22 protein-coding genes are annotated in these 25,170 nt (G+C 43.7%); 17 read left to right on the forward strand and 5 right to left on the reverse strand.

The annotated features are described in order from the left end of the window. Positions 1-189 precede the first annotated feature (189 nt). The 5 genes from PBAL39_RS02455 (at position 190) to PBAL39_RS02475 (ending at position 6,457) form a co-directional block, all read left to right on the forward strand. A complete protein-coding gene (locus tag PBAL39_RS02455; RefSeq protein ID WP_008237920.1) occupies positions 190-1,314 on the forward strand; it encodes a glycoside hydrolase family 26 protein in 1,125 nt (374 codons plus the stop codon). Positions 1,315-1,372: 58 nt separating this feature from the next. Continuing rightward, positions 1,373-3,199: a sodium:solute symporter family protein gene (locus tag PBAL39_RS02460; RefSeq protein WP_008237921.1), complete on the forward strand. Its 1,827-nt coding sequence runs from the start codon at positions 1,373-1,375 to the stop codon at positions 3,197-3,199. 39 nt (positions 3,200-3,238) lie between these two features. Further along, positions 3,239-4,417: a glycosidase gene (locus tag PBAL39_RS02465; protein WP_008237922.1), complete on the forward strand. Its 1,179-nt coding sequence runs from the start codon at positions 3,239-3,241 to the stop codon at positions 4,415-4,417. Positions 4,418-4,423: 6 nt separating this feature from the next. Beyond that, on the forward strand, positions 4,424-5,623 hold the full coding sequence (locus PBAL39_RS02470) for an AGE family epimerase/isomerase (RefSeq protein WP_008237923.1): 1,200 nt from the start codon (positions 4,424-4,426) through the stop codon (positions 5,621-5,623). A gap of 84 nt (positions 5,624-5,707) precedes the next feature. Next, the gene (locus tag PBAL39_RS02475; RefSeq protein WP_008237924.1) at positions 5,708-6,457 is read left to right on the forward strand and encodes a hypothetical protein; all 750 of its coding nucleotides are present in this window, start codon (positions 5,708-5,710) and stop codon (positions 6,455-6,457) included. A 29-nt stretch (positions 6,458-6,486) separates the two neighbouring features. Here the strand turns inward: PBAL39_RS02475 and PBAL39_RS02480 are convergent, their stop codons facing one another. The 3 genes from PBAL39_RS02480 to PBAL39_RS02490 are packed head-to-tail and all read right to left on the reverse strand — an operon-like array spanning position 6,487 to position 7,751. Continuing rightward, positions 6,487-7,035, reverse strand: a complete 549-nt coding sequence (locus PBAL39_RS02480; protein ID WP_008237926.1) for a hypothetical protein — start codon at positions 7,033-7,035, stop codon at positions 6,487-6,489. Next, positions 7,022-7,522, reverse strand: a complete 501-nt coding sequence (locus PBAL39_RS02485) for an RNA polymerase sigma factor (protein WP_008237928.1) — start codon at positions 7,520-7,522, stop codon at positions 7,022-7,024. The genes PBAL39_RS02480 and PBAL39_RS02485 overlap by 14 nt, the downstream gene beginning before the upstream one ends. Positions 7,523-7,565: 43 nt before the next feature. Continuing rightward, complete coding sequence (locus PBAL39_RS02490; protein ID WP_008237929.1) at positions 7,566-7,751, reverse strand: hypothetical protein; 186 nt, start codon at positions 7,749-7,751, stop codon at positions 7,566-7,568. A 396-nt stretch (positions 7,752-8,147) separates the two neighbouring features. Here PBAL39_RS02490 and PBAL39_RS02495 point away from each other — a divergent pair, with 396 nt between their 5' ends. From PBAL39_RS02495 to PBAL39_RS02525, 7 genes are all read left to right on the forward strand, one after another. Next, positions 8,148-8,741, forward strand: coding sequence for an RNA polymerase sigma factor (locus PBAL39_RS02495; RefSeq protein ID WP_008237931.1), 594 nt, complete (start codon positions 8,148-8,150; stop codon positions 8,739-8,741). Between the two features lie 55 nt (positions 8,742-8,796). After that, positions 8,797-9,963: a FecR family protein gene (locus PBAL39_RS02500; protein WP_008237933.1), complete on the forward strand. Its 1,167-nt coding sequence runs from the start codon at positions 8,797-8,799 to the stop codon at positions 9,961-9,963. Positions 9,964-10,235: 272 nt separating this feature from the next. Continuing rightward, complete coding sequence (locus PBAL39_RS02505; protein WP_157273870.1) at positions 10,236-13,559, forward strand: SusC/RagA family TonB-linked outer membrane protein; 3,324 nt, start codon at positions 10,236-10,238, stop codon at positions 13,557-13,559. Positions 13,560-13,607: 48 nt separating this feature from the next. After that, positions 13,608-15,044, forward strand: coding sequence for a RagB/SusD family nutrient uptake outer membrane protein (locus tag PBAL39_RS02510; protein ID WP_008237937.1), 1,437 nt, complete (start codon positions 13,608-13,610; stop codon positions 15,042-15,044). Positions 15,045-15,108: 64 nt separating this feature from the next. Next, a complete protein-coding gene (locus tag PBAL39_RS24475) occupies positions 15,109-15,957 on the forward strand; it encodes a DUF4843 domain-containing protein (RefSeq protein ID WP_008237939.1) in 849 nt (282 codons plus the stop codon). Between the two features lie 48 nt (positions 15,958-16,005). Continuing rightward, positions 16,006-17,556 (forward strand): PKD-like family lipoprotein, encoded by a 1,551-nt coding sequence (locus PBAL39_RS02520; RefSeq protein WP_008237941.1) that lies wholly within the window; start codon positions 16,006-16,008, stop codon positions 17,554-17,556. A 27-nt stretch (positions 17,557-17,583) separates the two neighbouring features. After that, the gene (locus PBAL39_RS02525; RefSeq protein WP_008237943.1) at positions 17,584-18,693 is read left to right on the forward strand and encodes a TlpA disulfide reductase family protein; all 1,110 of its coding nucleotides are present in this window, start codon (positions 17,584-17,586) and stop codon (positions 18,691-18,693) included. A gap of 116 nt (positions 18,694-18,809) precedes the next feature. On the opposite strand, the gene PBAL39_RS02530 is transcribed toward PBAL39_RS02525, so the two are convergent. Then, positions 18,810-19,490 carry a hypothetical protein gene (locus PBAL39_RS02530; protein WP_157273871.1) on the reverse strand — a complete coding sequence of 227 codons (681 nt, stop codon included), beginning with the start codon at positions 19,488-19,490 and terminating at the stop codon, positions 18,810-18,812. A 237-nt stretch (positions 19,491-19,727) separates the two neighbouring features. Between PBAL39_RS02530 and PBAL39_RS02535 the strand changes: the two genes are divergently transcribed. Both PBAL39_RS02535 and PBAL39_RS02540 read left to right on the forward strand, forming a co-directional pair. Then, positions 19,728-20,384 carry a suppressor of fused domain protein gene (locus PBAL39_RS02535; protein ID WP_008237947.1) on the forward strand — a complete coding sequence of 219 codons (657 nt, stop codon included), beginning with the start codon at positions 19,728-19,730 and terminating at the stop codon, positions 20,382-20,384. A gap of 78 nt (positions 20,385-20,462) precedes the next feature. Beyond that, positions 20,463-21,164, forward strand: a complete 702-nt coding sequence (locus PBAL39_RS02540; protein ID WP_008237948.1) for a DUF4288 domain-containing protein — start codon at positions 20,463-20,465, stop codon at positions 21,162-21,164. Here PBAL39_RS02540 and PBAL39_RS02545 read toward each other — a convergent pair whose 3' ends face one another. After that, a complete protein-coding gene (locus PBAL39_RS02545; protein ID WP_008237950.1) occupies positions 21,165-22,016 on the reverse strand; it encodes an AraC family transcriptional regulator in 852 nt (283 codons plus the stop codon). Positions 22,017-22,161: 145 nt separating this feature from the next. On the opposite strand from PBAL39_RS02545, the gene PBAL39_RS02550 reads away from it, so the two are divergent. The 3 genes from PBAL39_RS02550 to PBAL39_RS02560 all read left to right on the forward strand — a co-directional run bounded on the left by PBAL39_RS02550 (position 22,162) and on the right by PBAL39_RS02560 (position 25,106). Beyond that, positions 22,162-23,076, forward strand: a complete 915-nt coding sequence (locus PBAL39_RS02550; protein ID WP_008237952.1) for an AEC family transporter — start codon at positions 22,162-22,164, stop codon at positions 23,074-23,076. Between the two features lie 111 nt (positions 23,077-23,187). Next, complete coding sequence (locus PBAL39_RS02555; RefSeq protein ID WP_008237954.1) at positions 23,188-24,027, forward strand: SDR family NAD(P)-dependent oxidoreductase; 840 nt, start codon at positions 23,188-23,190, stop codon at positions 24,025-24,027. Positions 24,028-24,173: 146 nt separating this feature from the next. Then, entirely contained in the window at positions 24,174-25,106 is a 933-nt protein-coding gene (locus PBAL39_RS02560) for an AraC family transcriptional regulator (protein ID WP_039866046.1), read from the forward strand. Positions 25,107-25,170 lie beyond the last annotated feature (64 nt).

Consider the following 25,170-nt stretch of genomic DNA (forward strand, 5'->3'; position numbering starts at 1 on the left):
AGATAAAAAATCATTGATGCAATGTAATGAAAATATATTAGTTTAATCATATTCTAAATTGGTATTTTAGAGCAGAAATGATCCATATTATATGCTGATTGGCTAAAATAGTATTACTATTCACAAATATAACATGGCTACATTAGATCATTATTATCACCACTACAAAACTAACCATAATATAACGGCATGAACAAACGGGTTTCTCCATTTTTACTCCTTTTTTGTACGTCATTCAGTGCGGTTTTCGGGCAATTGGCCGATAAGCGGGCCACGACGGAAACCAGTAACTTGTATAGAAATTTAACCAGGATTTCCGGTCAGGCGGTACTGTTCGGTCACCAGGATGACATGGCTTACGGCGTAGGTTGGAAATATCAAAAAGGTTGGAGTGACATCAAATTGCTGACCGGCGAGTATCCGGCAGTCTTCGGCTGGGACGTTGCCGGTATAGAACAGGATCACGCCAACAACATTGATGGGGTTCCTTTTGATAAAATGCGGCAATACATCAAGAAGGCTTATGACCTCGGGGCGGTCAACACATTGAGCTGGCACATGGACAACCCGCTGAATGGGAAGAACGCATGGGATACCACATCAACAACTGTAAAGTCAATTCTTCCCGGCGGTTCCAGATACCTGTTGTATAAAAGCTGGCTGGACAAGTTCGCGGTGTTTGTCAAGTCGCTGAAGGGCAGTGACGGTAAGGCTGTGCCCATTCTTTTCAGGCCTTTTCATGAAAATGGCGGAGGCTGGTTCTGGTGGGGTGCAAAGTCCTGCACAGTCCCGGAATACCAGACATTATGGCGGTTTACGATAGCTTATCTGAAAGATATCCAGCAAGTTAATAACTTGATTTACGTTTTTAACCCCTGTGAGTTCAAGACCGAAGCAGCTTATCTGGAACGGTATCCGGGTGATGAATTTGTGGATGTTCTGAGCTTTGACTCTTATCAATATGGTGCGGGGGCGGAAAAAGGAGAGGCTTTTAAACAGGAGATCAGGAGGAATCTTGCCATTCAGGATCAAATTGCCCGTCATAAAAACAAGCTAAGCGCGATTGCGGAGATCGGCTTCGTTGAAATCCCGGATGCGAAATGGTGGACTACTGTTTTCGCCGGGGCAATTGCTGATCATCGGCCTGTTTATGCCATGTTCTGGCGGAACGCAGGGTATCGCGAGCAGGAAAAAGACAACCACTATTACGCGCCCTATCCCGGGCAGATCTCTGCGCCAGACTTCCTCGAATTTATAAAATCAGAGGGGGTTTTGCTGGAGCGAGGAGTAAATAAACAGTCTGTTTATAAGTGAGCATAAGCTGATTATAACATGAAACCAAATAGAAACATATAGCGAAATACAACCAAATATGAAGTTACAACTGATAGATGTCTCCATCATCATCCTTTATCTGGCGACGATGATTTTCATAGGCTTTTGGTACAGGAAAAAGGCCCGGCAGAATAAAGAAAGTTACCTGATGGGAGGCAAGTCGCTTCCCTGGTACAAATTAGGGCTGAGCGATGCATCAGATATGTTTGACATTAGCGGAACGATGTGGATGGTGGCGTTGTGTTTTGTGTATGGGCTGAAGAGCATCTGGATCCCCTGGTTGTGGCCAGTATTCAATCAGGTATTTATGATGATGTTCCTGAGTAAATGGCTGAGGAGAAGTAATGCCAATACCGGTGCGGAATGGTTGAAGACACGTTTTGGTACTGTAGGAAAAGGCATAAAAAGCTCTCATATTGTGGTCATTGCCTTTGCACTGATCAGTTGCTTTGGATTTCTTGCCTACGGTTTCATTGGGTTGGGGAAGTTTATGGAAATCTTTATTCCGTGGGGGGTCATCAAAGATTACATTCCTTTTGAGGTATCTGCAAAGTATGTCCCTCATTTTTATGGGATTGTATTTACCCTTTTTGCCATGTTTTATTCAATCCTTGGAGGGATGCACAGTATTGTGCTGGGTGACATGATCAAATATGCGATCATGACCGTTGGCTGCATCGCCATTGCGGTGATCGCCATGACCCACCTGCATGGACAGAGATTAAATGTACCTGCAGGTTGGGACAATCCTTTTTTCGGCTGGAACCTCGACCTCGACTGGAGTAAGATTGCGGCTGATGCCAATAAGAAAATTGCTGATGATGGTTTCAGTCTGTTCGGCATCTTCTTCGGAATGATGCTCCTGAAGGGTGTATTTGCATCGCTTGCCGGGCCGGCACCAAATTATGATATGCAAAAGATACTCAGCACGCGCAGCCCTAAAGAAGCGAGTAAAATGACCGGGTTCGTCAGCATCATACTGCTGCCTATCCGTTATTCCATGGTCATTGGACTCACGGTTCTTGCCTTGTTATATTATAATCAGATTCATTTGAAAGGTCCTGACGGCGTAACTGATTTTGAAAGGATCTTACCCGCCACGATCAATAATTTCTTACCAGTAGGTATCCTGGGGATCGTGCTCACCGGATTACTGGGTGCCTTTATGGGAACTTTCAGCGGTACGTTGAATGCGGCACAGGCTTACATCGTCAATGACATCTATCTGAAGTATTTTAACCCAACAGCAAGTACCAAAAAGATCATGAGCATGAACTACATCGTAGGAATTGCAGTGGTGGCTATTGGCGTTGTTCTCGGATTCTTCGCTAACAATGTCAATGATATCCTGCAGTGGATTGTAGGGGGGCTATACGGTGGTTATGTGGCTGCCAATTGCCTGAAATGGTACTGGTGGCGTTTTAATGCCAACGGGTTTTTCTGGGGCATGGCCGTAGGTATTGCTGCCGCGCTGCTGATGCCCTATGTTACCAGCGGACTACCTTTATACTGGTGGCCATTGCTGTTTATCCTTTCGCTGATTGGTTGTATCGCTGGCACTTATTCGGCCCCTCCGACGGAAGAGCAGACGCTGAAGAGCTTTTATAAAACGGTAAGACCCTGGGGATTCTGGAAGCCAGTTCACGAACTGGTGGTTGCGGAAGATCCCGGATTTCAGGGCAACAGAAGATTTAAACTGGACATGTTCAATGTTGTGTTGGGAATCATTGCTCAGCTGTGCCTGACGATTTTGCCAATGTACTTTATCCTTAGCATGCATACCCCATTGTTTGTGACCATGGCTATCCTGGCTGTTCTCGTGTTCATTCTGAAACGGACCTGGTGGGATAAACTGGAAGATTAATATACCAATCGGAAAATTAGAAATACAATAGCATATTTTATGATAGATTTTGAAAATAGAAGGTTGCAGCTGGAAGAAGCGCAGAATAAACTGATTTCACTAAAAAATAACAAGATCGCATTGGGAAATGGCATCTATGACCGTTATGAGCATCCCGTACTGACCGCTGCCCATGCGCCCCTGAGCTGGAAGTACGATTTCAACCAGGAAACCAATCCCTTTCTCCTGGAGAGAATCGGGATCAATGCCACCTTCAATGCTGGTGCCATTAAATTTAACGGTAAGTATATCCTGATTGTGAGGGTCGAAGGTGCTGACCGTAAATCTTTTTTTGCCGTGGCGGAGAGTGACAATGGCGTCGACCAGTTTAAGTTCTGGGAGGAGCCCATCGTACTGCCTGAGACTGCCGAACCGGATACAAACGTTTATGATATGCGTATCGTCACACATGAAGATGGATGGATGTATGGCCTGTTTTGCACCGAACGGAAGGATCCAGCAGCGCCGGCACACGACCAGTCAATGGCGGTGGCACAGTGTGGCATTGTACGTACCAAAGACCTGAAGAGCTGGGAAAGGCTGGCCGACTTGAAAACACCCTCTCCACAACAGCGTAATGTGGTATTACATCCTGAGTTTGTAGATGGCAAATATGCATTTTATACCCGCCCACAGGATGGTTTCATAGAGAGCGGAACTGGCGGTGGTATTGGTTTTGGGCTGAGTGCATCCATAGAAAACGCCGTTATTGACAAGGAGACCATCGTAGACAATAAAGAATACCATACGGTTTACGAGGCTAAAAATGGCATGGGGCCAGAGCCCATCAAAACTGATCGGGGGTGGTTGTTTTTAGCCCATGGGGTAAGAAATACTGCTGCAGGTTTACGTTATGTACTGTACATGTTCATGACCGATCTGCAGGACCTGACTAAGGTGATTTATAAACCAGCAGGATATTTTCTGGCTCCGGAAGGGGTAGAGCGCATTGGGGATGTGTCTAACGTGGTCTTTAGCAATGGATGGATACTTGATGATGATGGTACGGTGTTCATTTACTATGCCTCATCGGATACCAGGATGCATGTGGCAACGAGTACCCTGGAGGTACTGGTGGACTATGTGACGAATACTCCCGCGGATGGATTGCGATCTGCAGCCAGTGTTCAGACGATCATCAGCAACATTGAAAAGAATAAAGAAAACTCACTAATTTAAATTGTTTTGAAACCAGACCTGCTAAAATATAGAGAGGAGCTCAGCTCAGAGCTGGAAAATATTCTGTCCTATTGGAGTAAGCATGTTCCTGATGAAATCAATGGCGGATTCGTTGGCAAAATAGACCATAATGGTGATATAGATCATGCTGCACCAAAGGGAAGTGTGTTGAACGCAAGGATACTGTGGTCATTTTCTGCAGCCTATCGATGCGATCCTGATGAGCGGTATATTGAACTTGCAGACCGGGCTTTTAACTACATCATCGATTATTTTATTGACGAGCAGTACGGGGGGGTGTATTGGTCGCTGGATGCTTCTGGCTGGCCACTTGACGGTAAAAAGCAGGTATATGCCATCGCATTTACCATTTATGCTTTGAGTGAGTATTATCAGGTCAGTCTGAATGAACAGGCCAGGCAAAAAGCGATGGCACTTTATCAAACTTTGATGGAATACAGTTACGATCCAGTGAACGGCGGTTACTTCGAAGCTTTCAACAGGGATTGGTCTGATCTTGAAGATCTCCGGCTGAGTGAAAAGGATGCGAATGAAAAGAAAACCATGAACACACATCTACATGTTCTGGAAGCTTTTACCACCCTCTATCGCATTTGGCCGGATGATGGGCTTAAGGACAGGATTACAGCGTTGATCCATAATTTTACCGATCATATGATTAATGAGGAAACAGGTAACCTCATCCTGTTTTTTGACGAAGACTGGAATGCAAAGTCGGATTTGATTTCCTATGGTCACGATATTGAAGCGGCGTGGCTTTTGCTTGAGGCTGCTGAAGTGATTCAGCATGAAGAGCTTGTCAGGTTATTGAGGGATAATGCTTTAAAAATGGCTGAAGTCTCCAAAAAGGGACTTGATGTAGATGGAGGTCTTTGGTATGAGTATGCTCCATCGGACCATCATCTCATCAGGGAAAAACACTGGTGGGTACAGGCGGAAGCGATGGTAGGATTCTATAATGCCTGGCAGATTTCTGATGATCCGGAATTCCTGGATATCAGCTTGAAGATCTGGACATTTGTGCAAGCACACCTCATCGATCATGAGAAAGGAGAGTGGTTCTGGGGAGTTACGGAGACTGGAGAAGTGATGCCAAATGAGGACAAGGTTGGTATGTGGAAATGTCCCTACCACAACAGCAGGGCCTGTATAGAATTAATTAAGAGAATATCTCTTCCTCAATGAATTCTTGCACTATATGAGCAAACGACTAAGTTAATTGGCCGGATTTGTGTAGCTCGTTACCAACTAAACGCAGTCAACCTTACAATGAGAACTAACGCGATCCTAATTTTACTTTCTTTCATTTCTATATTCCTCACTTCCTGCGGACCTTCCGAACTATCTGAAACTGGAATCGGTGATCTGGGGCTGATCCGTGCAAATATTTCTGTTAACCAGGATCTTCTTGCTGAAGGGAAAGGTTATGTAGTGGCCAGCCTGGATGATCCTAAGGGCAGGGAGATCAGAAATGACTCCATTAAAATCCTGGTTAATGACAAGTTATTGAACTTTCATGTGATCCAGGGCTTGTATTATACCTCTAACAGTGTATACGTTCTGGAAGAGGTGATGCCTGAAAATCATAGATATAAAGTTGATATCGTACTTTCTAACGGCAAAAGGTATCATTTGGCTGAAATTCCGGCATTGAAAGTGTCTGCGGCTCCGGAAATTATTTACAATGAGAAACCAGATCTCAATTCAGACTTTACTATCCAATGGAAAGGTCTCGCCGATGTCAATCTTCTGAATATCGGGCGCTCTGTTAAACTTAGGAAGTCAGAAGGTCCGAACATCACTACCTATGCGGAACAGTCTGGGGATACCATAAAGGTGAACCAAACCGGGAGTCACGTTATCCCCATATCAAAGCTGTCGGATACTACAGGAACGGTGAGTATCCTGTCGCTGGATTTCATTGCCGAGAAACACGGTGTCCTGAATCGAAATTTGTTCAAAGGCAGTTCTGCTGTCATCGTTGGGAAGATCGAGAGAACGGCTCATTTTAAGGAATGATCATATACGGCGGACTGCCTTCAAAAAAATCATTGGCCGATGATTGCGTGTAATGTGCCACGAAGATGTACAATTCTTTTCGCATGGATCCGGTATTGTAACAGCATTTGCATGAGGAATATTACGCAGATCGCCGCAAGGCAGTAATATCGGAATGCATTGAAGTTTGTATTGTATGTAAAAAAGATGATCAGAGCAGAGAGCATCATTGCCCTGAGCAGCAATGAACCAAATACGTACACACTGAACTTACCGATAAAGTTGGACAGCGAGGCACTGACACTGGATCCGTTCACCAGGTGTTTACTTAAATGATATCCATACAGGTGGTGCAATAACTGTGCAAGCAGCGCTGCGATCAACATGACATTAATGACCATTGGTTTATTCTGACCGTCGAACATAGAATAATAACATAGTAGGAAGGCGGTGAAACCTACCATCTCGATGGTGATCTGCCGTCTGATTCCCCTTAGTACCGGGTGTTTGTTCTCTTTTAACATCACCTTTATTTCATCAATTGTCTTCTGATCAGTGCCGCCAGCATTCCAGTAAGATTTCATTTCATCTAGTTCCATTTTGTCTGAGGATTTCGTTTTGGATTTTTGTTTTCAATCTATTGATTTTTACGCCCACGTAATTTTCCTTTATGCCCATAATTTCAGCAATCTCCAGGTAAGTCAATTCTTCCAGGTAAAGGGCAATTAATGCTTTGTCGCCCTCATCAAGGTTCTTTAGTGCTGCAAAAAAGCGATCCTGACGATGGGCCAGCTCCTCGTTGAGCTCTTCAAGCTGGAGGTCGGGTAAAACATCGGTGTAGCTGACCTCCGGCATTTTTTTTCTGAAAGTGGCAATTGCAGTATTCAGCGCTACACGATAGAGCCAGGTACTTTTTTTCGCCTTTGCATCAAAAGAAGGGTAGGACCGCCACAGTTGGTAGGTGATCTCCTGAAAAAGGTCCTCACGGTCTTCCAGACTGTCGCGGTACATGCGACAGATTTTATGGATCATCCCATTGTGTTGTCTGATCAATGCTATAAATTCCTGCTCCTGAGTTTGTGACATGTACCTGATGACTAATTCAAAGGATAATTAGATGATGCCATTCCTATTTTTTCGTCAATTTCTTATTAATGATTTTTATACTGTCGGCCATCGCCTGATATTGAACTTTTAAACTGTCAATTTGCAGTTGTATGTGTTCATCTCTCAATTGTGACCTGCCGTCAGGGGATGATTCCCGGTTGCAGGATAGTAGAGCGAAGGTCAGGATAATATAGGCTAATTTTTTCATAGGATTATTGTTTGCATGATAAGTTGCTCAATAATCCAAAAACTTACAGGCGGGCGAAAATAAATGGTAATGCGGGTACATAAAAAAAGAAAGCGGGAATGATCTCCGACCACTCCCGCTTCATCTAAATTAACGCTCTCATATACAAAGACGCTATTTTGCGTCTATTATTGTGTAAGCCTTTAAAATTATTTCAGTTTATTCTGGCGTATGACAAGTTATTATGGCGTATGACAAGCGTAAAATTAAAATAGCACATGCTTTAAACTTAGTTTTGAGCAAGTTTTATAGGTGCTACGCTGATTTATTCAAATTTTTACAAAAAAATCCCGTTTTAAAGAAAAGAATACATAAAGCATCGAAAATTATATATTTGCAGATGAGGGATATACAGGAATGGCGCAGTATAAGTTATTCGGGGATCAGCAGCTAATACAACTTATGCAAGGTGGTGACGAACGTGCGTTAATTGAAATCTACAATCGTTACTGGGAAAAAATGCTTGCTGTGGCCTACAACCGTCTTGGAAATCAGGAAGAGGCAGAAGAATGCATTCAGGATGTGTTATATAAGTTGTGGAAACTACGCGGCGACTTTTCTCTTTCTAAGGTAGGACTTTCAAATTACCTGTCCCGCGCCATCAGAAACCAAGCGTTCAACATGCTGGAGCAGCGCTACCGTGAGCGCAAGAAATCAGACAGTTACGTACCTTCGGATGATGTAAACCTGCTGTCACCGGAACGGCAACTCATGATTCGCGAGCTACAGCAGCAGATAGATGATTCCATAAACTCGCTTCCCCCGCAATGTCAGCTGGTGTTCAAACTGAGTCGCCAGGAAGGACTTTCCAACAAGGAGATTGCCGAAAAGTTAAATTTATCAGAAAACACCGTCAAATCGCACCTTAAAAAGGCCAATAAAGACATCCAGGGGAACATGCAGCTGATCACTACTTTGGTGTCAATTTATTTTTTTTCAAAAATTCACTAAGGTCACTCACCCTTCCAACAGTTTTTGCTGTCTATGTAAATAGAAAAGCAGAAAGATGTTACCGGACAACCAAGATATTGAACACTTAGTTTACAAATTTAATAGAGGCATCATTAGTCCTGATGAGCTCCGGGTCCTGACGGATTGGTACAACAGTCATGATGATGAGCAGGTCACGATTACTACTGCCAGGGTGGAAATGCCCGAGCAATTGAAGTCGCGCATACTCACCGGCCTCCTGTCTAAAGTCGCCGCTGGCCAGCAGCTACCGCTGAGAACGCTTCCTTTCCAACGCTTCCCGAAATTACGTTGGGTCGCTGCTGCCGCTGCGGTATTGTTGCTTGCTTTCGGCACCTGGATGGCCTCACAATATGAAAAACCAGTTACGCCACCGGCAGTGACCATGACCAGTATTGGGCCGGGTGGAAACAAGGCAACACTTACACTTGGAGATCATAGAACCATAGAGCTTAGCGACGCGCAGGCAGGAATTGTCGCGGGCAAGCAAATTACCTACGCAAATGGTGTTCCCGTAGAAAATCTTGAACCAGGGAAAAATGCCGAATCCGGAATGTTGTCTTTACACACTCCTCGCGGAGGTACTTATAAAATTACACTTGCAGACGGTACTGAGGTTTGGCTGAATGCCGCATCCACGATTAAATATCCATCGCAGTTTGTATCCGATGAACGGGTCGTTGAGCTGGAAGGTGAAGCCTATTTTCATGTCAAAGCGGCTTACGCAAAAGACGGTAGGAGAATCCCATTCAAGGTCATCAGCAAAAATCAACAAGTGGAAGTATTGGGAACCCAATTCAATATGAATGCTTATCCGGAATATGCTGTCGTAAAAACCACTTTAGTAGAAGGGAAGGTTGCCGTTAGCGACAATCGTAGCAGGCTAACGCTGCGTCCTGATGAACAGGCCATCACCAGTGCCGGAAAAACCACAGTCAAATCAGTTGATGCTGATCAGTATACCGCATGGCGCGAAGGGAAATTCAATTTCGATAGCCGGAGCTTCGAAGAAACGATGGCCGAAATAGGACGCTGGTATGATCTTGATATTGTGTATGAAAATGGGATACCCTCGGCAGAGCTCGTAGGAGATGCTTATAGGAACCAGAACATCAGCCTGGTACTGCGGCTGCTGGATGTGGCCGAAGTCAATTATCAGCTCGACGCGGCCAGGCGAAAGCTCATCATCAAGGGAAAGAAATAAGCCTGGAAATTATTTAAAAAATCATCCAGGAAATAAACAGGGAAAAAGAAATAGCTATTGAAATATAACCAACCAAATGTTACACTTAAAAAACTAAACCTTATGATTTAAAAACTGACTTAACCCAAGACTGTATTTTAGATTTAAAAGGAAAGGACGGCTATCCTTTCCTTTAGTGATCTGAAATGTGGCAGTCGACCTCAAACGTCTAATCAGACCTCACATCAACCAAACCAACGTTAAAATTAATGAATATAATTTACTTAACCAGAGTGATAAGACTCGTCATGTGCCTGCTCATTGCCGGATTGATGACGGTAAGTGCCTCGGGATATGCCCAGAGCATCACGTTAAAAGGAAAAAACCTATCCTTTTCATCCATCGTTGAGGCCATCAGAAAACAAAGCGGCTACACTGTATTCGGTACAAAGAAGGTGCTGGAATCTGCACGGCCGCAGACCATCGATGTCAAAAATATGCCCCTCTCTCAGTTTATGGAGCTGGTTGTCAAAGACCAGCCCATCACTTATGACATCGACAACAAAACCATATCGCTGTCCAGCCTGCGCCCGGAACAGGCACGATCTGCTACCAACCAACAGCAGCAAACGATTACCGGTATCATCCGCCATGCGGAAACCAAGCAGCCCCTGGAAAATGTAAACGTCCAGCTCAAAGGTGGTGGTGCAAAAACCAGCAGTAATGAAAAAGGTCAATATCGGCTTTCCATTCCCATATCTGATAAAAAACAGGTGCTGGTATTTAGCTATGTCGGTAGCAAAACCCAGGAGCTGACCTATCAGAAGCAGGAGACACTGGATGTAGAGCTGCAGCCCGAGGACAATTCTATTAATGAAGTGGTAGTAACAGGTATCTACCAGCGCGAACGTCAGGCCTTCACCGGTTCCTCAACACGTTATTCCGCACAGGAGCTAAAGGTGGTGGGCAACCAGAACATCCTGCAAAGTCTCAAAACGCTGGATCCGTCATTTGCCATTATCGACAACAATACCTTCGGATCGGATCCAAACAGAATGCCCGATATTGAGATCCGTGGTAAGAGTAGTGTCATTGGCCTGACAGATGAGTTCAGTTCCAACCCCAACCAGCCGCTGTTTATATTGGATGGCTTCGAAAGTACCCTCGCCATCATCAAGGATTTGAGTATGGATCGGGTAGAAAGCATTACGCTCCTCAAAGATGCAAGTGCTACAGCAATCTATGGATCTAAAGCGGCAAACGGTGTGGTCGTGGTCGAAACAAAAAGGCCTACACCTGGACAGCTGCGTATCAACTACAACCTCAACACCACGGTCAGCTTTGCTGATCTCAGCGATTATAACCTGATGAATGCAGAGGAGAAACTACAATTCGAGTACTTGTCTAATGTCTATAGCCTGGTGGACGCAAATGGCAACTTTGTCATTCCGGGAAATGAGGCTTCTCAGCTCAACTATTATAACCGTCTGGCGGAGGTTCGCCGTGGGGTGAATACCTATTGGGCTAACGAACCTCTGCGTACGGCACTCACCCAACAACATACGCTTTTTGCTGAGGGTGGTGATGCCAGTCTGCGTTACAGCGCCTCTTTCAACTACGGCAATACCCAGGGGGTGATGAAGGGCTCAGACCGACAGACCACCAACGGCAATGTACGCCTGATGTACAGAAAAGGGAATATATCAGTGAACAACTCTTTAAGCATCGACAATTTCAGAGCAGACCGTGAGACACTGCCATTCTCCAGTTATTCCCGCGCAAATCCTTACTACCGTAAATATGATGAATTTGGAAACCCCAATAAATTATTGGAGAGCTATATTTATAGTGATGCTGGCTTGGTTCCTCATGCGGTCAATGTTTACAGTCCCTTATATGATCAAAGCAACCTGAACATCAACCAGCAGGAATCGCAGGGATTCACCAATAACTTTGAGATGGACTGGCGGATCATAGAATCGCTACGTGTAAGAGGGCGCTTCGGCATCCGCAGTGCCATTACCAAAGATCAGATTTTCCGTTCACCTTTTAATACTGAGTTTGAAGGTGTTGATGTACTGAACAAGGGAACCTATGACGAATCTAATGGGAAAACGCTCAACTATGATGGTGACCTCAGTTTAACTTACGGAAAGCTGCTGGCAGAAAAACACATGATCAACGGCGTGGCTGGTATGCGTATGGAGCAGGCCACCAGGCAGCTGAGTGCTTATGAGGTTCGTGGCTTTATCGATGATGAGTTTGCAAACCCAAATTTTGCACTGGGTTATCCCGAAGGACAGCGCTCTGATTATCAGGAATCAAAACGACGCGGTGCGAGTTTCTTTATGAATATGGGTTATTCCTTTGATCAGCGTTACCTGGTGGATGCTACTGTACGCTCAGATGGATCCTCTATTTACGGCTCTACCAGGCGCTTTTCTACCATCTGGTCTGTCGGCCTGGGCTGGAACATCCACAACGAAACTTTCATCAAGGACTACGCTTCGAACTGGATCAATCAATTGCGTCTGCGCGGGTCCATCGGAAATCCGGGGAACCAAAACTTTGACGACTACATCTCCATGCGCATTTACCGGTACAACAACGAAAATAGAAACCCATTTGGAGCGAGCACCATCATCAGCAACATGGGAAATGCCAACCTTCGCTGGCAAACGACGCTAGACCGCAACGTTGGCTTAGACCTGACCACACTGAACAACAGGTTACGTTTCACAGCGGATTACTTCGTGAAAAATACCGACCCTTTACTGGTGTTTGTTACGCTGCCATCTTCTACAGGCGTATCCAGCGTAGCGCAGAACATCGGCGAGCAGGTAACCAGAGGTTTTACCATCGTGACAGATTATACCTTGATGCGACGTAAGGATTTTAATTGGAGGGTGAACCTCAACATGCGTCAGCTGAAAGCAGAATACCGGAATATGGGGAACCAGCTCAATAGCTTCAACGAGGCCAACAAAAGCCGTAACCTCGTCCGCTATTATGACGGCGGTAGCCCCTCAGACCTTTGGGCGGTGCGCTCACTGGGCATCGACCCGGCTACAGGACGCGAGATCTTCCTGAACAAAAACAATGAGCAGACCTTCGTCCACAATTACCAGGATGAAGTTGTGGTAGGTAACAGCGATCCTGACCTGGAAGGTATTATCGGTACCAGCGTATTGTACAAAGGATTTCAACTGTCTGTTAACCTGAGGTATCGTTTAGGTGGTCAGGCATTTATGCAGACACTATACGAGAAAGTAGAGAACATCAGCGCTGCGAATGTTACCCTCAATCAGGACCGCAGGGCTTTGTATGACAGATGGAAAAAACCGGGCGACAACGCTAAGTTTAAGGCAATCTCCAATACGGAATATACACCAATGTCATCACGCTTCGTCCAGGACAATAACATGATCGTCGGCGAATCTTTCTCCCTGGGTTATGAGAACAGCACTGCATCCTGGTTAAAGACCATACGTGCATCGTCTGTTACTTTCCGCGCTTATATGAACGATATCTTTTATACCTCCACCATTAAAAATGAACGTGGTATCGATTATCCATTTGCAAGATCAGTTTCTTTCTCAGCGGCGGTTCGCTTTTAACCTTAACTCTTTAAAAACATGAAAATATCCTACAAATTATATCTGTGCATGTGCCTAACCCTGTTTTCGCTGTCATGCAACAAATGGGTGGATGTAAAACCAACGGACCGGCTGGCAGAGGATCAGCTTTTTGCCAGTAAGGAAGGCTACCTGAAGGCGCTGAATGGCGTTTATGTGGAGATGGCCAACACAGCGCTTTATGGTCAGGAGATGACTACCGGAGCCCTGGATGTACTGGCACAGTATTACCTGGTTACCCAGTCCACACACCGTTATTATGATTATGCCACCTTTGTCTACACTGATGCCGATAATAAGGCAACATTCGACAATGCCTGGCGTAAAGCCTATGAGCTGGTAGCTAACTGCAATGTGATCCTGGAGAAATGCGGTGATGCACCCAGCAGCAAATTGCCGGAACCGTATTATGGCTTGATTAAAGGGGAGGCCCTGGCATTGCGTGCGATGCTGCAGTTTGATATGCTGAGACTTTTCGGGCCAATTTATGCTGAAGAGAGCAAAACCAGACCCGCAATTCCCTACATTACCGGAACCGGCCTTCAGATTTCTCCGATACTAAGTTCTGAGCAAGTGATAGAAAATGTTACCAGCGACTTGAACACAGCCATGACATTGCTGGAGCGTACCGATCCTATCCGTACCGAAGGCGTACGTAATGGGAGCAATCCATCTGGAAGCAACGATTTCTATTATCGCCAATATCGACTGAACTACTACGCGGCGAAAGCACTCCTGGCGCGTGCCTATTTGTGGAAAGGCGACAAAGCGGAGGCCCTGACACAGGCTGTACAGCTGCTTGACGAAGTACAGTCGCCGGCAAAAAACACCTTTCCCTTTGTCACTTTCGCAAACGCCACCAATGCTGAGCGACCTGACCGCATGTTTTCTACGGAGGTGATGTTCTCTCTTTATGATGTTAACCGTATTGAAATGTATAGACGGTTGTTTGACGTCAACCTCACTTTAAATACGAAATTATCGTTCAGCAATGGCGATACCAATGGCGCGCGTGTCACGAACCTTTATGATGATGCCAACGATTACCGCCGAAGGATCTGGCAGAACGTCTCTTCCGGTGCGGTTACCGCACTTACCAATTTAAAATATCAGGATGTCGTGAACGCTCCCGGCCGCTATATGATTCCGTTGATCCGTCTTAGTGAAGTGCTCCTGATTGCGGCAGAATGTAGTCCTGATCTTACCACAGGAGTTACTTACCTCAATAAAGTCCGGACGAGCCGCAACTGTGTCAGCTTAAACCCGACTACGGATGCCGCACTTAAAACTGCCATTACTAACGAGTTCAGGAAGGAAGTGATCGGCGAGGGGCAGCAGTTCTTTTTTTATAAAAGAAATGCAGTACAGACAGTTCCGAATCATGCAGCCATCACGGGCACTAAAACGATGGTACTGACCAATTATGTCGTTCCATTGCCTGACAGTGAAACTTCGCAAAGAAACTAATGATTATTCGCAAAGAACCGATGATCAATTCATCTAAAAAAATGAACCACCTAAGCATTACAGTATGAAAAAAATATCAATATTTATCCTATTTTCCGTCCTGATTAGCAGTTTCTGGGGCTGTGAGAAGGACATCATGAGCTATGAAGGGCGTGAAGGGGTGTACTTTGCCATGCGTCACGGTAACCCAAGTCTTCCAAACTTATGGCCTTATCAGCCTTTTACAGATGTGGACTTTGTGCGGATCAATCAGGACGTAGTCGACTTCCAGTTAACAGTGATGATCACCGGTCCAGTTAAAGATTACGCGCGGACTTTTAAAGTCCAGGTTAACCCTGATTCTACCTCTGCAGTGTTGGGTCAGCATTTCGACGCCGTACAGGAAAACTGGACCATTCCGGCGGGTGCCACATCCACAAACATCACGGTACACCTGAAACGTACACCTGATCTGGAACAAGAGGTAAAAACACTGGGGCTGAGGCTTGTTCCCACCACAGATTTTGCTTTGTCGTTTCCTGAATGGGACGCCATCCCTTCACTCAACCAGGGAACGGTAGTGCCGGAGTTTGATGCCAGCCTGCACACGCTGCGACTTAATGACGTTATGGTACGGCCAGCAGTATGGGTCGGTTCCTTGCAGCCGGGCGATAGGGAATCTGGGATCATGGGTGTGTTTACGAAAAGAAAAATGGAATTTCTTACCCAATATCTGGGTCTTAAGTATGAGGACTTTGCCAGCGACCAGACGATGCCAATGGCACGTTCTATTCTGATTGGAAATGATGCAGCAGCAATATTGATTGAGAGATATAATGCCAATGATCCGATCCTTGAAGACGACGGCCGACTGATGTTTATCGGTTCTGTGCCCTGGACCTCCGTGCTTGGTGTACCATGGGTACGTCCATAATGCATCTCCGTTAATGGTATAAAAGTATGATCTCAATGAAATATTTACATGAAAATATATAAATACACCCTGACCCTTCTTGCGCTGGTCATCCTGGCGTCCTGCAGCAAAGACGAGGGCAACTACGACTATAAAGACATCAATGAACTGGCAATCTCCGGTGTAGATTCTTCCTACACCTTACTTCGCGGTTTTGATACCCTACGCATTAAACCTACTATTAATGCTACTATGGATGAAGGTGACCCTTCGAGGTACCAATACTCCTGGATCCTACGTAACAACAATAAACTGCTGGATACCATTAGCCGGGAGCGAAACCTGGAATATCCCATTGTGCTTGACCCTATTGCTCATGAGTTATATTATCGTGTAAGGGACACGAAGACAGGTATTGAATGGCGTACCAAATCGTTCCTCACTATTACTACTCCTTTTTCCCGCGGATTACTGCTGATGGGCGAGGATGAGCAGGGGTTTGCAGAAGCTGAAATGCTTTCCATGATTAATGACACGCTCCACTTGAAGCATATTCTGTCGGAAAGCGGATTACCAAGGCAACGTGAACCTGTCAGTTTTATTCATACTGGAGGTGCGCTGGACCAATATATGAAATTATGGTTGCTAAGTAAATCCGGATCTTATTACCTGGACCGGATAACCATGAAAGGCAGTATCAGTAATAACTTCGGTCGCAGTTTGTTTATATCTGACCAGATCAACCCGGAAACACTACATCCCACTGCCATCGCGCCACAAATTACTTCAGCTTCAGGAGAGATCAGCTCCAGGAATGTTCGTGCAATGTTAACAAAAGGGGGGGACATTTTTACTACCTACCTTTTGATTAATGGCGGAGATTTCTATAATAATCCGATAAACAGGGTCAGCACTGCTCAGCAGGAACGTATTCCGGCGGCACCCTACCTTTTGTATTCTCTGGGGAACATGAGTTCTCTTATCTGGTATGACACACAAAACCAACGGTTCCTAAATTTCGCCTCCTTTGGTTTTGGAACCTCCTCAGCACTACTCACAGACGCTGAAGGAAGTATTTTTCCATGGAATCAAGCTGCATCGCGCCGGACATTGGTATATGCTGAGAATACACGCAACACCGCTGGAGGTTCTACCTATGGAAATTCGTTTGCCATTATGAAAGATGTTGCTAATGCGTATTACGTTTATGAATTTTATGCCAGTGGATCAAATCCTATAAAACGTGCGGCTTACACAATCCCCTCAATGGCGACAGATTTTGATAAAGCCAATTTCTATGCTTTTTCTTCCAACCGTTCCGTCATCTTCTACTCGGTAGGCAACAGACTTTATGCCTACGATTATAACCCCGGACATGAACGACTTTATCAGTACCCGGAGATTGGAAGTGACCAGATTACGATGCTGAAGTTTGACACGCAGATAGATCACCTCACCAACAGCTTGTATATCGCCACTTATAACAGTACGACTAAAGGTACATTGCGCAGGTTTACACTCGGCAGTAATCCCGATGTGGTAGAACTAAAACCCGCTGATAACAGTACCTGGACGGGTCTTGTGAAAATTAAAGACATGAACTGGCGCGCAGTCAATTAACCTAACCGTAATCTCTAAATAAAAAAAATGAAAACAATATTCTTTTTGGGCCTTGCCCTTATACCCCTGGCGGGCTTTTCGCAAGCAGGAAGCTTTACCATCGACGGTAAAGTCAACAAAAAATATAACGGCCGTTTTATCAAAATCTTCTACGATAATGGGGAAACGAAACTGGCTGATAGTGTGGTCATCAATAAAGGGGCTTTTACACTGAAAGGACATGTGGATGCGCCGACAGTGGGTAAACTCAGCATGGGCACTACAGAGTCAGGCGACCGTGCAGATGTATTTCTTTCTGAGGGTGTCATCCGCGTTAATGCAAAAGATTCTATTCACTATGCTGCCATCGCGGGAACAGTATTGGCTGAAAGCCATGAGAAATTGGCCAGCAAGCTTAAGCCTGCAGACGATAAAATTTACAATGGACTGAATACTTTCAGAAATATGCCGGAAGGTGAAGAGAAAAAAGCCTACCTCACTAAAGTGATGTCGGGTTTTGACAGCTACTCCACATTTAAGCGTGAAACCATTCACCAGTTTGCAAAAGAAAATCCTACATCCTATGTGTCTCTTTATTATTTAGATAAAAATGCACCGGGCAGCCTTCTGAATTACGAAACTACCTATCCGTACTATGCATTGTTAAGCCCGGAGCTTAAAGCTACACCTCTGGGGAAACAAATGGAGGCACGTTTGATGGCCGTAAAGGGTGCCTTGACCGGACAGGATTACAAAGATTTCAGCTCCACGACTCCTGATGGAAAAACCTTAACATTGAAAGAGGTCATTGCCAAAAATAAGTTTACCCTTATAGATTTCTGGGCAAGCTGGTGCGGACCGTGTAGGAAGGAAAACCCGAACGTAGTCAAAGCTTATGATGCTTTCAAAGATCAAGGCTTTACCGTCTTGAGCGTTTCTCTTGACGATGACGGTGATAAATGGAAAGCAGCCATTGAAAAAGATGGCATGCCATGGTACCACGTGTCAAGTCTGAAAGGCTGGAAAGAGCCTGCTGCTGTACTTTATGGCATTAGAGCCATCCCTCAGAACGTTCTGGTAGATGGCAATGGGAAAGTGCTTGCGACCAATCTCAGAGCGGAAACGCTGTACAACAAAGTGCAGGAGCTGGTAAAGTAAAACCAATAGCGTCATAAATCCTCTGCAATAAATCCCCCCTAATAAATGCCGACCTTGCTCATGAACTGAGCAAGGTTTTTTTATGGTCAACGGACTTATTACCTAACTGATGTGTTCTAATTCTTGAAAAAGTCTGGAGATGGAATGGACTTGTAATCAAATTGAAGATCAATTTTGTTTAATTCCTGGATTTTATCAATAATTGAGCTATGAAATCTTATAAATGAAACACTATCTGTAATGGCTGTATCTGAAGTAGTTACAAGAGCATAGTTGTATACTTGCGATTGTAAATTATCAAACTTTATATAACTATTTAAATTACTACTAATACTAGTATCCTGTTTATAGACTACAGGTGAAAGGGCATAAAAAGTTGTCAGGGCTGCTAGAACATAAAATGTTATCTGAAAATTTGGATTTGCATTTCTTATGCCATTTTGAGCAGCTATAAAAATAAATACTGCTGAAATAGATGATAGAATAATCAACATTGTTACTGATGCAAAATGGTATCTGTACATTTCCATAAAAATAAGCTTGTGATGTTCTTTTTTCTGACTAAGAATTGAAAAAAGTGTTTTCAACTTTTTAAGTTCAACACCATTAATGCTCGATTGATATTCAATCGACAATCTTTCAATAGAATCAATTTTATGAAGCGGTGAAAGTATTGACATACCAATCTTGCTGGCCTCAGACCTAAAATAATATGCCATAAACTGAGATGTGATTATAATGGCAAATACTAGTGAAAACATAGTAATAGAGGGTTTGGAAAATAATTTTAATAACATAACTTTCGCTTTTATTATGAATATTTAGACGCTTTGTTTTTTGAATTTACAGTATTTTAAGGAATGTTTTGATTTTTTTTATGTAAAATACAAATAATGCAAATCGTTCATATACAGACTTATATATGATGATTTGTATAGAGGGATTAAATGAAAATTTAAAATTTTAAGAATGTTATCAGCATAAAGCACTGGCTTGATTGTTGTAAAATTTTATAGTCCATTAATCACGATAAAATGACAGCAGAAGAATACCAAAACATTTACAAAGAAGATGATGCAGTAGGGTGGTTGGCAATAGATGAAGTTGTTGATCAGCTTTACAAACAAGAACCAAGACATTACCCACCATTATGCGGATTACATTACATGGCAGGTGGAACAGATCCGATTGATGGTGCAAGTGTTTACGATAGTGAGCAGCAAACTTTTCATCGTCACATCATATCTTATGGAATGAGTGAGTTGTATTATAACCCGGAAAGCACCGAGAATGAATTCAGCAAGTGGGGCTTCGAATTTACCATGAGGATTGCGCCTTTTGAGGATGATAAGACCGACCCGCTCTGGGCAGTTGCGGTTATGAATAATCTCGCAAGATATGTTTTACAAAGTGGGAAATGGTTTGAACCTTATCATTTTGTTCCTGCAAATGGACCCATCAGACTGGATACAGACACTGACATTACCGGGCTTGTATTCGTCCTGGATCCTGAACTTGGTAAAATTGCGACTCCACATGGTGAGGTTTCCTTTCTCCAGATGGTTGGAATTACAAGCGCTGAAGTAGAGAGGCTAAAGGCTAATCCTGGAATCGAGGAGACAAAAAAGCTGATCGAAGAACTTAAAAAAGACAATCCCTTATTGATTACTGACCTTAACAGAAAAGGGTAGTTTTCAATGATAATGATGGAATATTACTGTATTTTTAGCGGTCAATAAGGAGTTAAATTTATAGTAATATTCCCTCTCATGCATTTTGATCACACTTCTTTAAAAAAGGTTTCAAACTTAAATAGTTGGGCCTTTCCCTCCGCTTTCTCATTTGAACAAGCATTGGCAGATGTAGATATTCGTTTTGAATATATTGATCTTGAGTCCATAAGAAAGGTTAGTAGGAAAGATAGAAAGCAGAAGGTTACTGAAGATCTGGTTGCTAACCTCCACAGATTGACTCAACTCAATTTGTTCGATCGTTATGAGATTCTTGGTACTCCCGCAAAACCTCTTGGTGCAAAGGTTCAGGTTACTCTTTCGACTTTAAAAAAGATCGGTGATTTAGCTTTTGTAGATTATATTTATATTCATATTATTCAAGGTGCTAAGAAAAAACGACAAATTAAATCTGCATTTTATTGTGTGAAAATGACAGTTGTTATTGAGATTGAAGGGGTCGAAAGCGGACTCCAGGATGTGGAAGACCGAATGGTAATTATTAAAGCGAAGTCTGAGCAAGATGCCTTGCAGCAACTGGAGAAAACCAAAGATGAGTATTCGAAGCCTTACCTAAATTGTGATCAAAGATTAGTGAGATGGAGAATAGAGAGTTTTGATGATGTTTATGAAACACTGATCACTAATTTCAGTGATTTGAGTAGTCCAAATGGTGCTGAAGTTTTTTCAAAGCTGCGGTCCAGACGTTTGAAAAAAGAAATGATATGGGATGGTCACTAGCTAAGAATGCTGTCTTCTCTTTGAAGCAGCATAACCCGACGGACTGATACCCCGTTTATTCTTATAATAATGTGAAAAGTGGCTTTCATCGTTAAAGCCAAACTCATTGGAAATTTCCTTGATGGAAACCCTGCCAGAAGCCAAACGCTGTTCAATCAGCTGCATCCTGTACTGATTGACGTATTCCCGGAAAGACATATCAAAGCGCCGTTTGAAATAGGAGCTGAAGTAAGAACCAGAAATGTTGAAATGAGCTGCGATTGGCTCCACCTTGATTTTTTCTGGGTCATAAATGTGCTGATGAATATAGGCAGTTAATTTTTCCTTAGCAGGGAGATGATCGCTTATGTTCAGAGAGATTTTGGGCATTACTTCTTTTATCATTCCAAAGATGGAGAGTATCTGATAGAAAACCATGGGAGAGGTGGATGCATCTTTATACTGATTGTATAATAGAATGTTATCAACCGTCTGTCTCAGGATAATTTTCTGCTCAGCATCAAAACTCAGTCTGATTTCTTTCAAGATCTTATTGTTCATCATGTTTTCCGGGCTCGCACCCAGACCTTGAAAGTGCTGGCCGTTGCTGCTGAAGTAACTGTTTGTAAACTTGATGGCAATGATCCTGGTACTTGAATTCGGCTCGAAATGATGAACATCTTCCTGCGAGATCACCAGCAGATCTCCGGCTTCAAACATTGTGTTCGTATTGTTCAGCAGGTGTACTCCACCGCCCCGGTAAATATAAACCAGCTCATAGTAATTCTGGCTGTGGTAGGGCAGCGGGAAATCCTGTTCTTCAAAATCCTGAATATTCAGCGTGTAAAATTGCTTAAGCTTAATCATTCCCATAAAGTCATTATCAGGCGTTTAAATAATCTACCCGGAAAGATGTCATAAATATACAATTAAAGAGCATAATTATACAAGCTCTAAGTTAGTGCTTGGACCTAATTTTGCCATCCGGACAACAGCGCATAGCGATTCCTAATTCATCATGGTAAATTTTATAATTATAGCCTTCAGCATTATTGCAGGGATGGTATTCCGCAGGGCAAAGCTGATTCCTCAGGACGCCCATAAAGGTATAAATGTATGGGTACTCTACCTGGCGTTGCCGGCAGTATCTTTTAAGTACATCCCAAAAATACAATGGAGTACGGAAATGCTGCTCCCGGCATTGTCCCCGTTGATTGTCTGGGCCGGAAGCTGGCTCTTCATGGAGCTGTATTGCCGCTATAAGAAATACAGTCAGCGCTCGAGAAGCACATTGGAGCTGGCCAGTGGATACAGCAACACCTCATTTATTGGATTTCCATTGATTGTAGCCTATTATAGTGAAAGAGAATTGAGTACAGCAATTGTCTGTGATCAGGCGATGTTTATCCTGTTGTCAACTGTAGGTATTATCAGTGCTATAAAGGGTAATCGTACGGAGACCGGAGGCATCAAGGCTGCTGTAATTGCCAAAAGGTTATTTACTTTCCCGCCGTTTTTAGGATGTATTGTCGCAATTGTATTGTCTTTTACTACGGACCTTAGTGTCGCTGAGCCCTTCTTTGATAAACTGGTAGTCACGGTAGGTCCGCTGGCTTTATTTTCTGTTGGTTTACAGCTAAAGTTTAATGGCTGGCGACAGGAAATCTACCAGATTTCCATGGCCTTACTTTATAAGCTGATTATTGCCCCGGCATTGGTATTGGTAGTTGTGTTATTTATTGGAATGAAAGGTCATGTAGCCCGCATCAGTGTTTTTGAAGCGGCGATGCCTACATTGGTCACCGGTAGCCTGATTGCAGAACAGTTCCGGTTAAATTCAAGACTCATCAACCTGATTATCGGCATTGGTATCATTTTAGGGTTTGTGACTACGGCATTCTGGAAGGCAATTATGGATCTGTTGGTGCTGTAGTGGTCGTAAAAAAGAATTCCTCATTTTGACTACAAAGCCACTCGTTTAGGTTACAAGCGCAGCACATTTACAAACCATCTTTGGTGTATTGAAAATTTAAACAAAAAAATCATGGTACAACAAAATGGAAATTCAGATAAAGTTTGGTTCATTACTGGAAGCTCCCGCGGCTTTGGCCGTGTATGGGCAGAGGCGGCGCTTAAGCGCGGTGATAAGGTTGCGGCGACAGCACGTAATCTGGATAGTATCGCTGAACTGAAAGAAAAATACGGCGAAAATGTGTTGACGCTGGAATTAGATGTCACCAATGCCAGCCAGGTAAAAGAAGCAGTCACAAAAGCGCATGAGCATTTTGGCAGATTGGATATTGTGCTCAATAATGCTGGTTATTCTCTTGTAGGTACTATTGAGGAGGCCAGTACTGAAGATGTGAAGGCCATGTATGAAACAAATGTATTTGGGCCACTCCATGTTATTCATGCAGCCTTGCCGATATTGAGAGAACAGGGCAGGGGGCATATCCTGGGAACATCAAGCAATCTTGGCCACGTGGTCTTGCCGGTAATTGGTTATTATTGCTCTTCAAAATGGGCTTTTGAGGCAATCCATGAAAGTCTTGCAGCAGAGGTTAAAGCTTTTGGTATCAACGTAACCATTATTGAACCGGGCGCATATGCTACTGAGTTCGGTAGCCAGGAGTCGCTGAAATTCGCTCCGGGCCTTGATATATATACTGATTTTAAAAACCAGTTTATCGAGGGTTTGAAAACAATGGAGAGGGGGAATCCTGAAGCGACACCAGATGCAATTTTCAAAATTGTAGACGCTGAGCATCCGCCGCTGAGGTTTTTCCTGGGTAACCAAAACCTGCCATGGGTGCGTAAAGCATATGACGAGCGACTGAAAGAGTGGGAAGACTGGGCCGAAGTTTCCAACGCAGCACAAGGTTAATTGAAATATAGCGGTCAAAATCCAGTTAGATCTTGATTCCAACAAAATGATAACCGATCTTTAATCTGAAATCGGTTATCATTTTTAAAAAGTTGAAATTTAATAACACTGGAACTAAGGAACATAGGAATTCAGGAAAACTGGACATGAAAAAAGAAGAGCAAAGCCCCATAAGATTTGAATCATTGTCTGACGCCCACCGCGCTATGGGTTTCCCACAGCCAAAACATCCGTTGATCAGTCTCATCAATAGTCCGCATAATGACGTCCAGCTAAACATGATGCGTAAATCTCATGTATTGAGCTTTTATAAAATCTCTTATAAGCCGAAGTTAAGCGGAAAGATTAAATACGGGCAAGGGTATTACGATTTTGACGAAGGTGGTTTGTTATTTGCCTCTCCAAACCAGGTTATCGGTAGTGAAGAAGAGTCGGGTGGTGTATGTTCGGAATACACCCTGGTCATTCATCCGGATTTTTTCTGGAATTTTCCTCTGGCTAAAAAGATCAGGCAGTATGGCTTTTTCTCCTATTCGACCAATGAGGCTTTACACTTATCCGAGGATGAAAAGGCAACCATCATGTCGATCTTTGAAATGATCGCAATGGAACTTAACAGCCGGATTGATGATTTCAGCCAGGATGTTGTCGTCGCCCAGATCGAACTCTTGTTGAACTATGCCAATCGCTTTTACAAGCGACAGTTCCTTACCCGAAAAGTTGTAAATAATGACCTCCTGCAAAAGCTGGAAGACCTGCTGGAAGATTACTTCAATCAGGAAAAAACCTTAACATCAGGACTGCCTTCTGTCAGCTATCTCGCCGATCAGCTGAACCTCTCATCAAGTTATCTCAGTGATATGCTGCGTTCCTTAACAGGACTTAATGCACAGCAGCACATTCATGAAAAACTGACATTGAAAGCAAAAGAAATCTTGTCAACTACCAGTTTATCTGCCAGTGAAATTGCCTATAAACTTGGTTTCGAACATCCACAGTCGTTCACCAGGTTCTTTAAAAGTAAAACTAGTCTATCCCCGCTTGAATTCAGGCAGACATTTAAGCAAAGTATAGCATAAATCAATGTATTTCGCGCAATAAAAAGCAGGCATGTGGTTTTCGGTATTTGTTCGCCACTTGTTC

Source organism: Pedobacter sp. BAL39 (genome assembly GCF_000170795.1).
GTDB lineage: Bacteria > Bacteroidota > Bacteroidia > Sphingobacteriales > Sphingobacteriaceae > Pedobacter.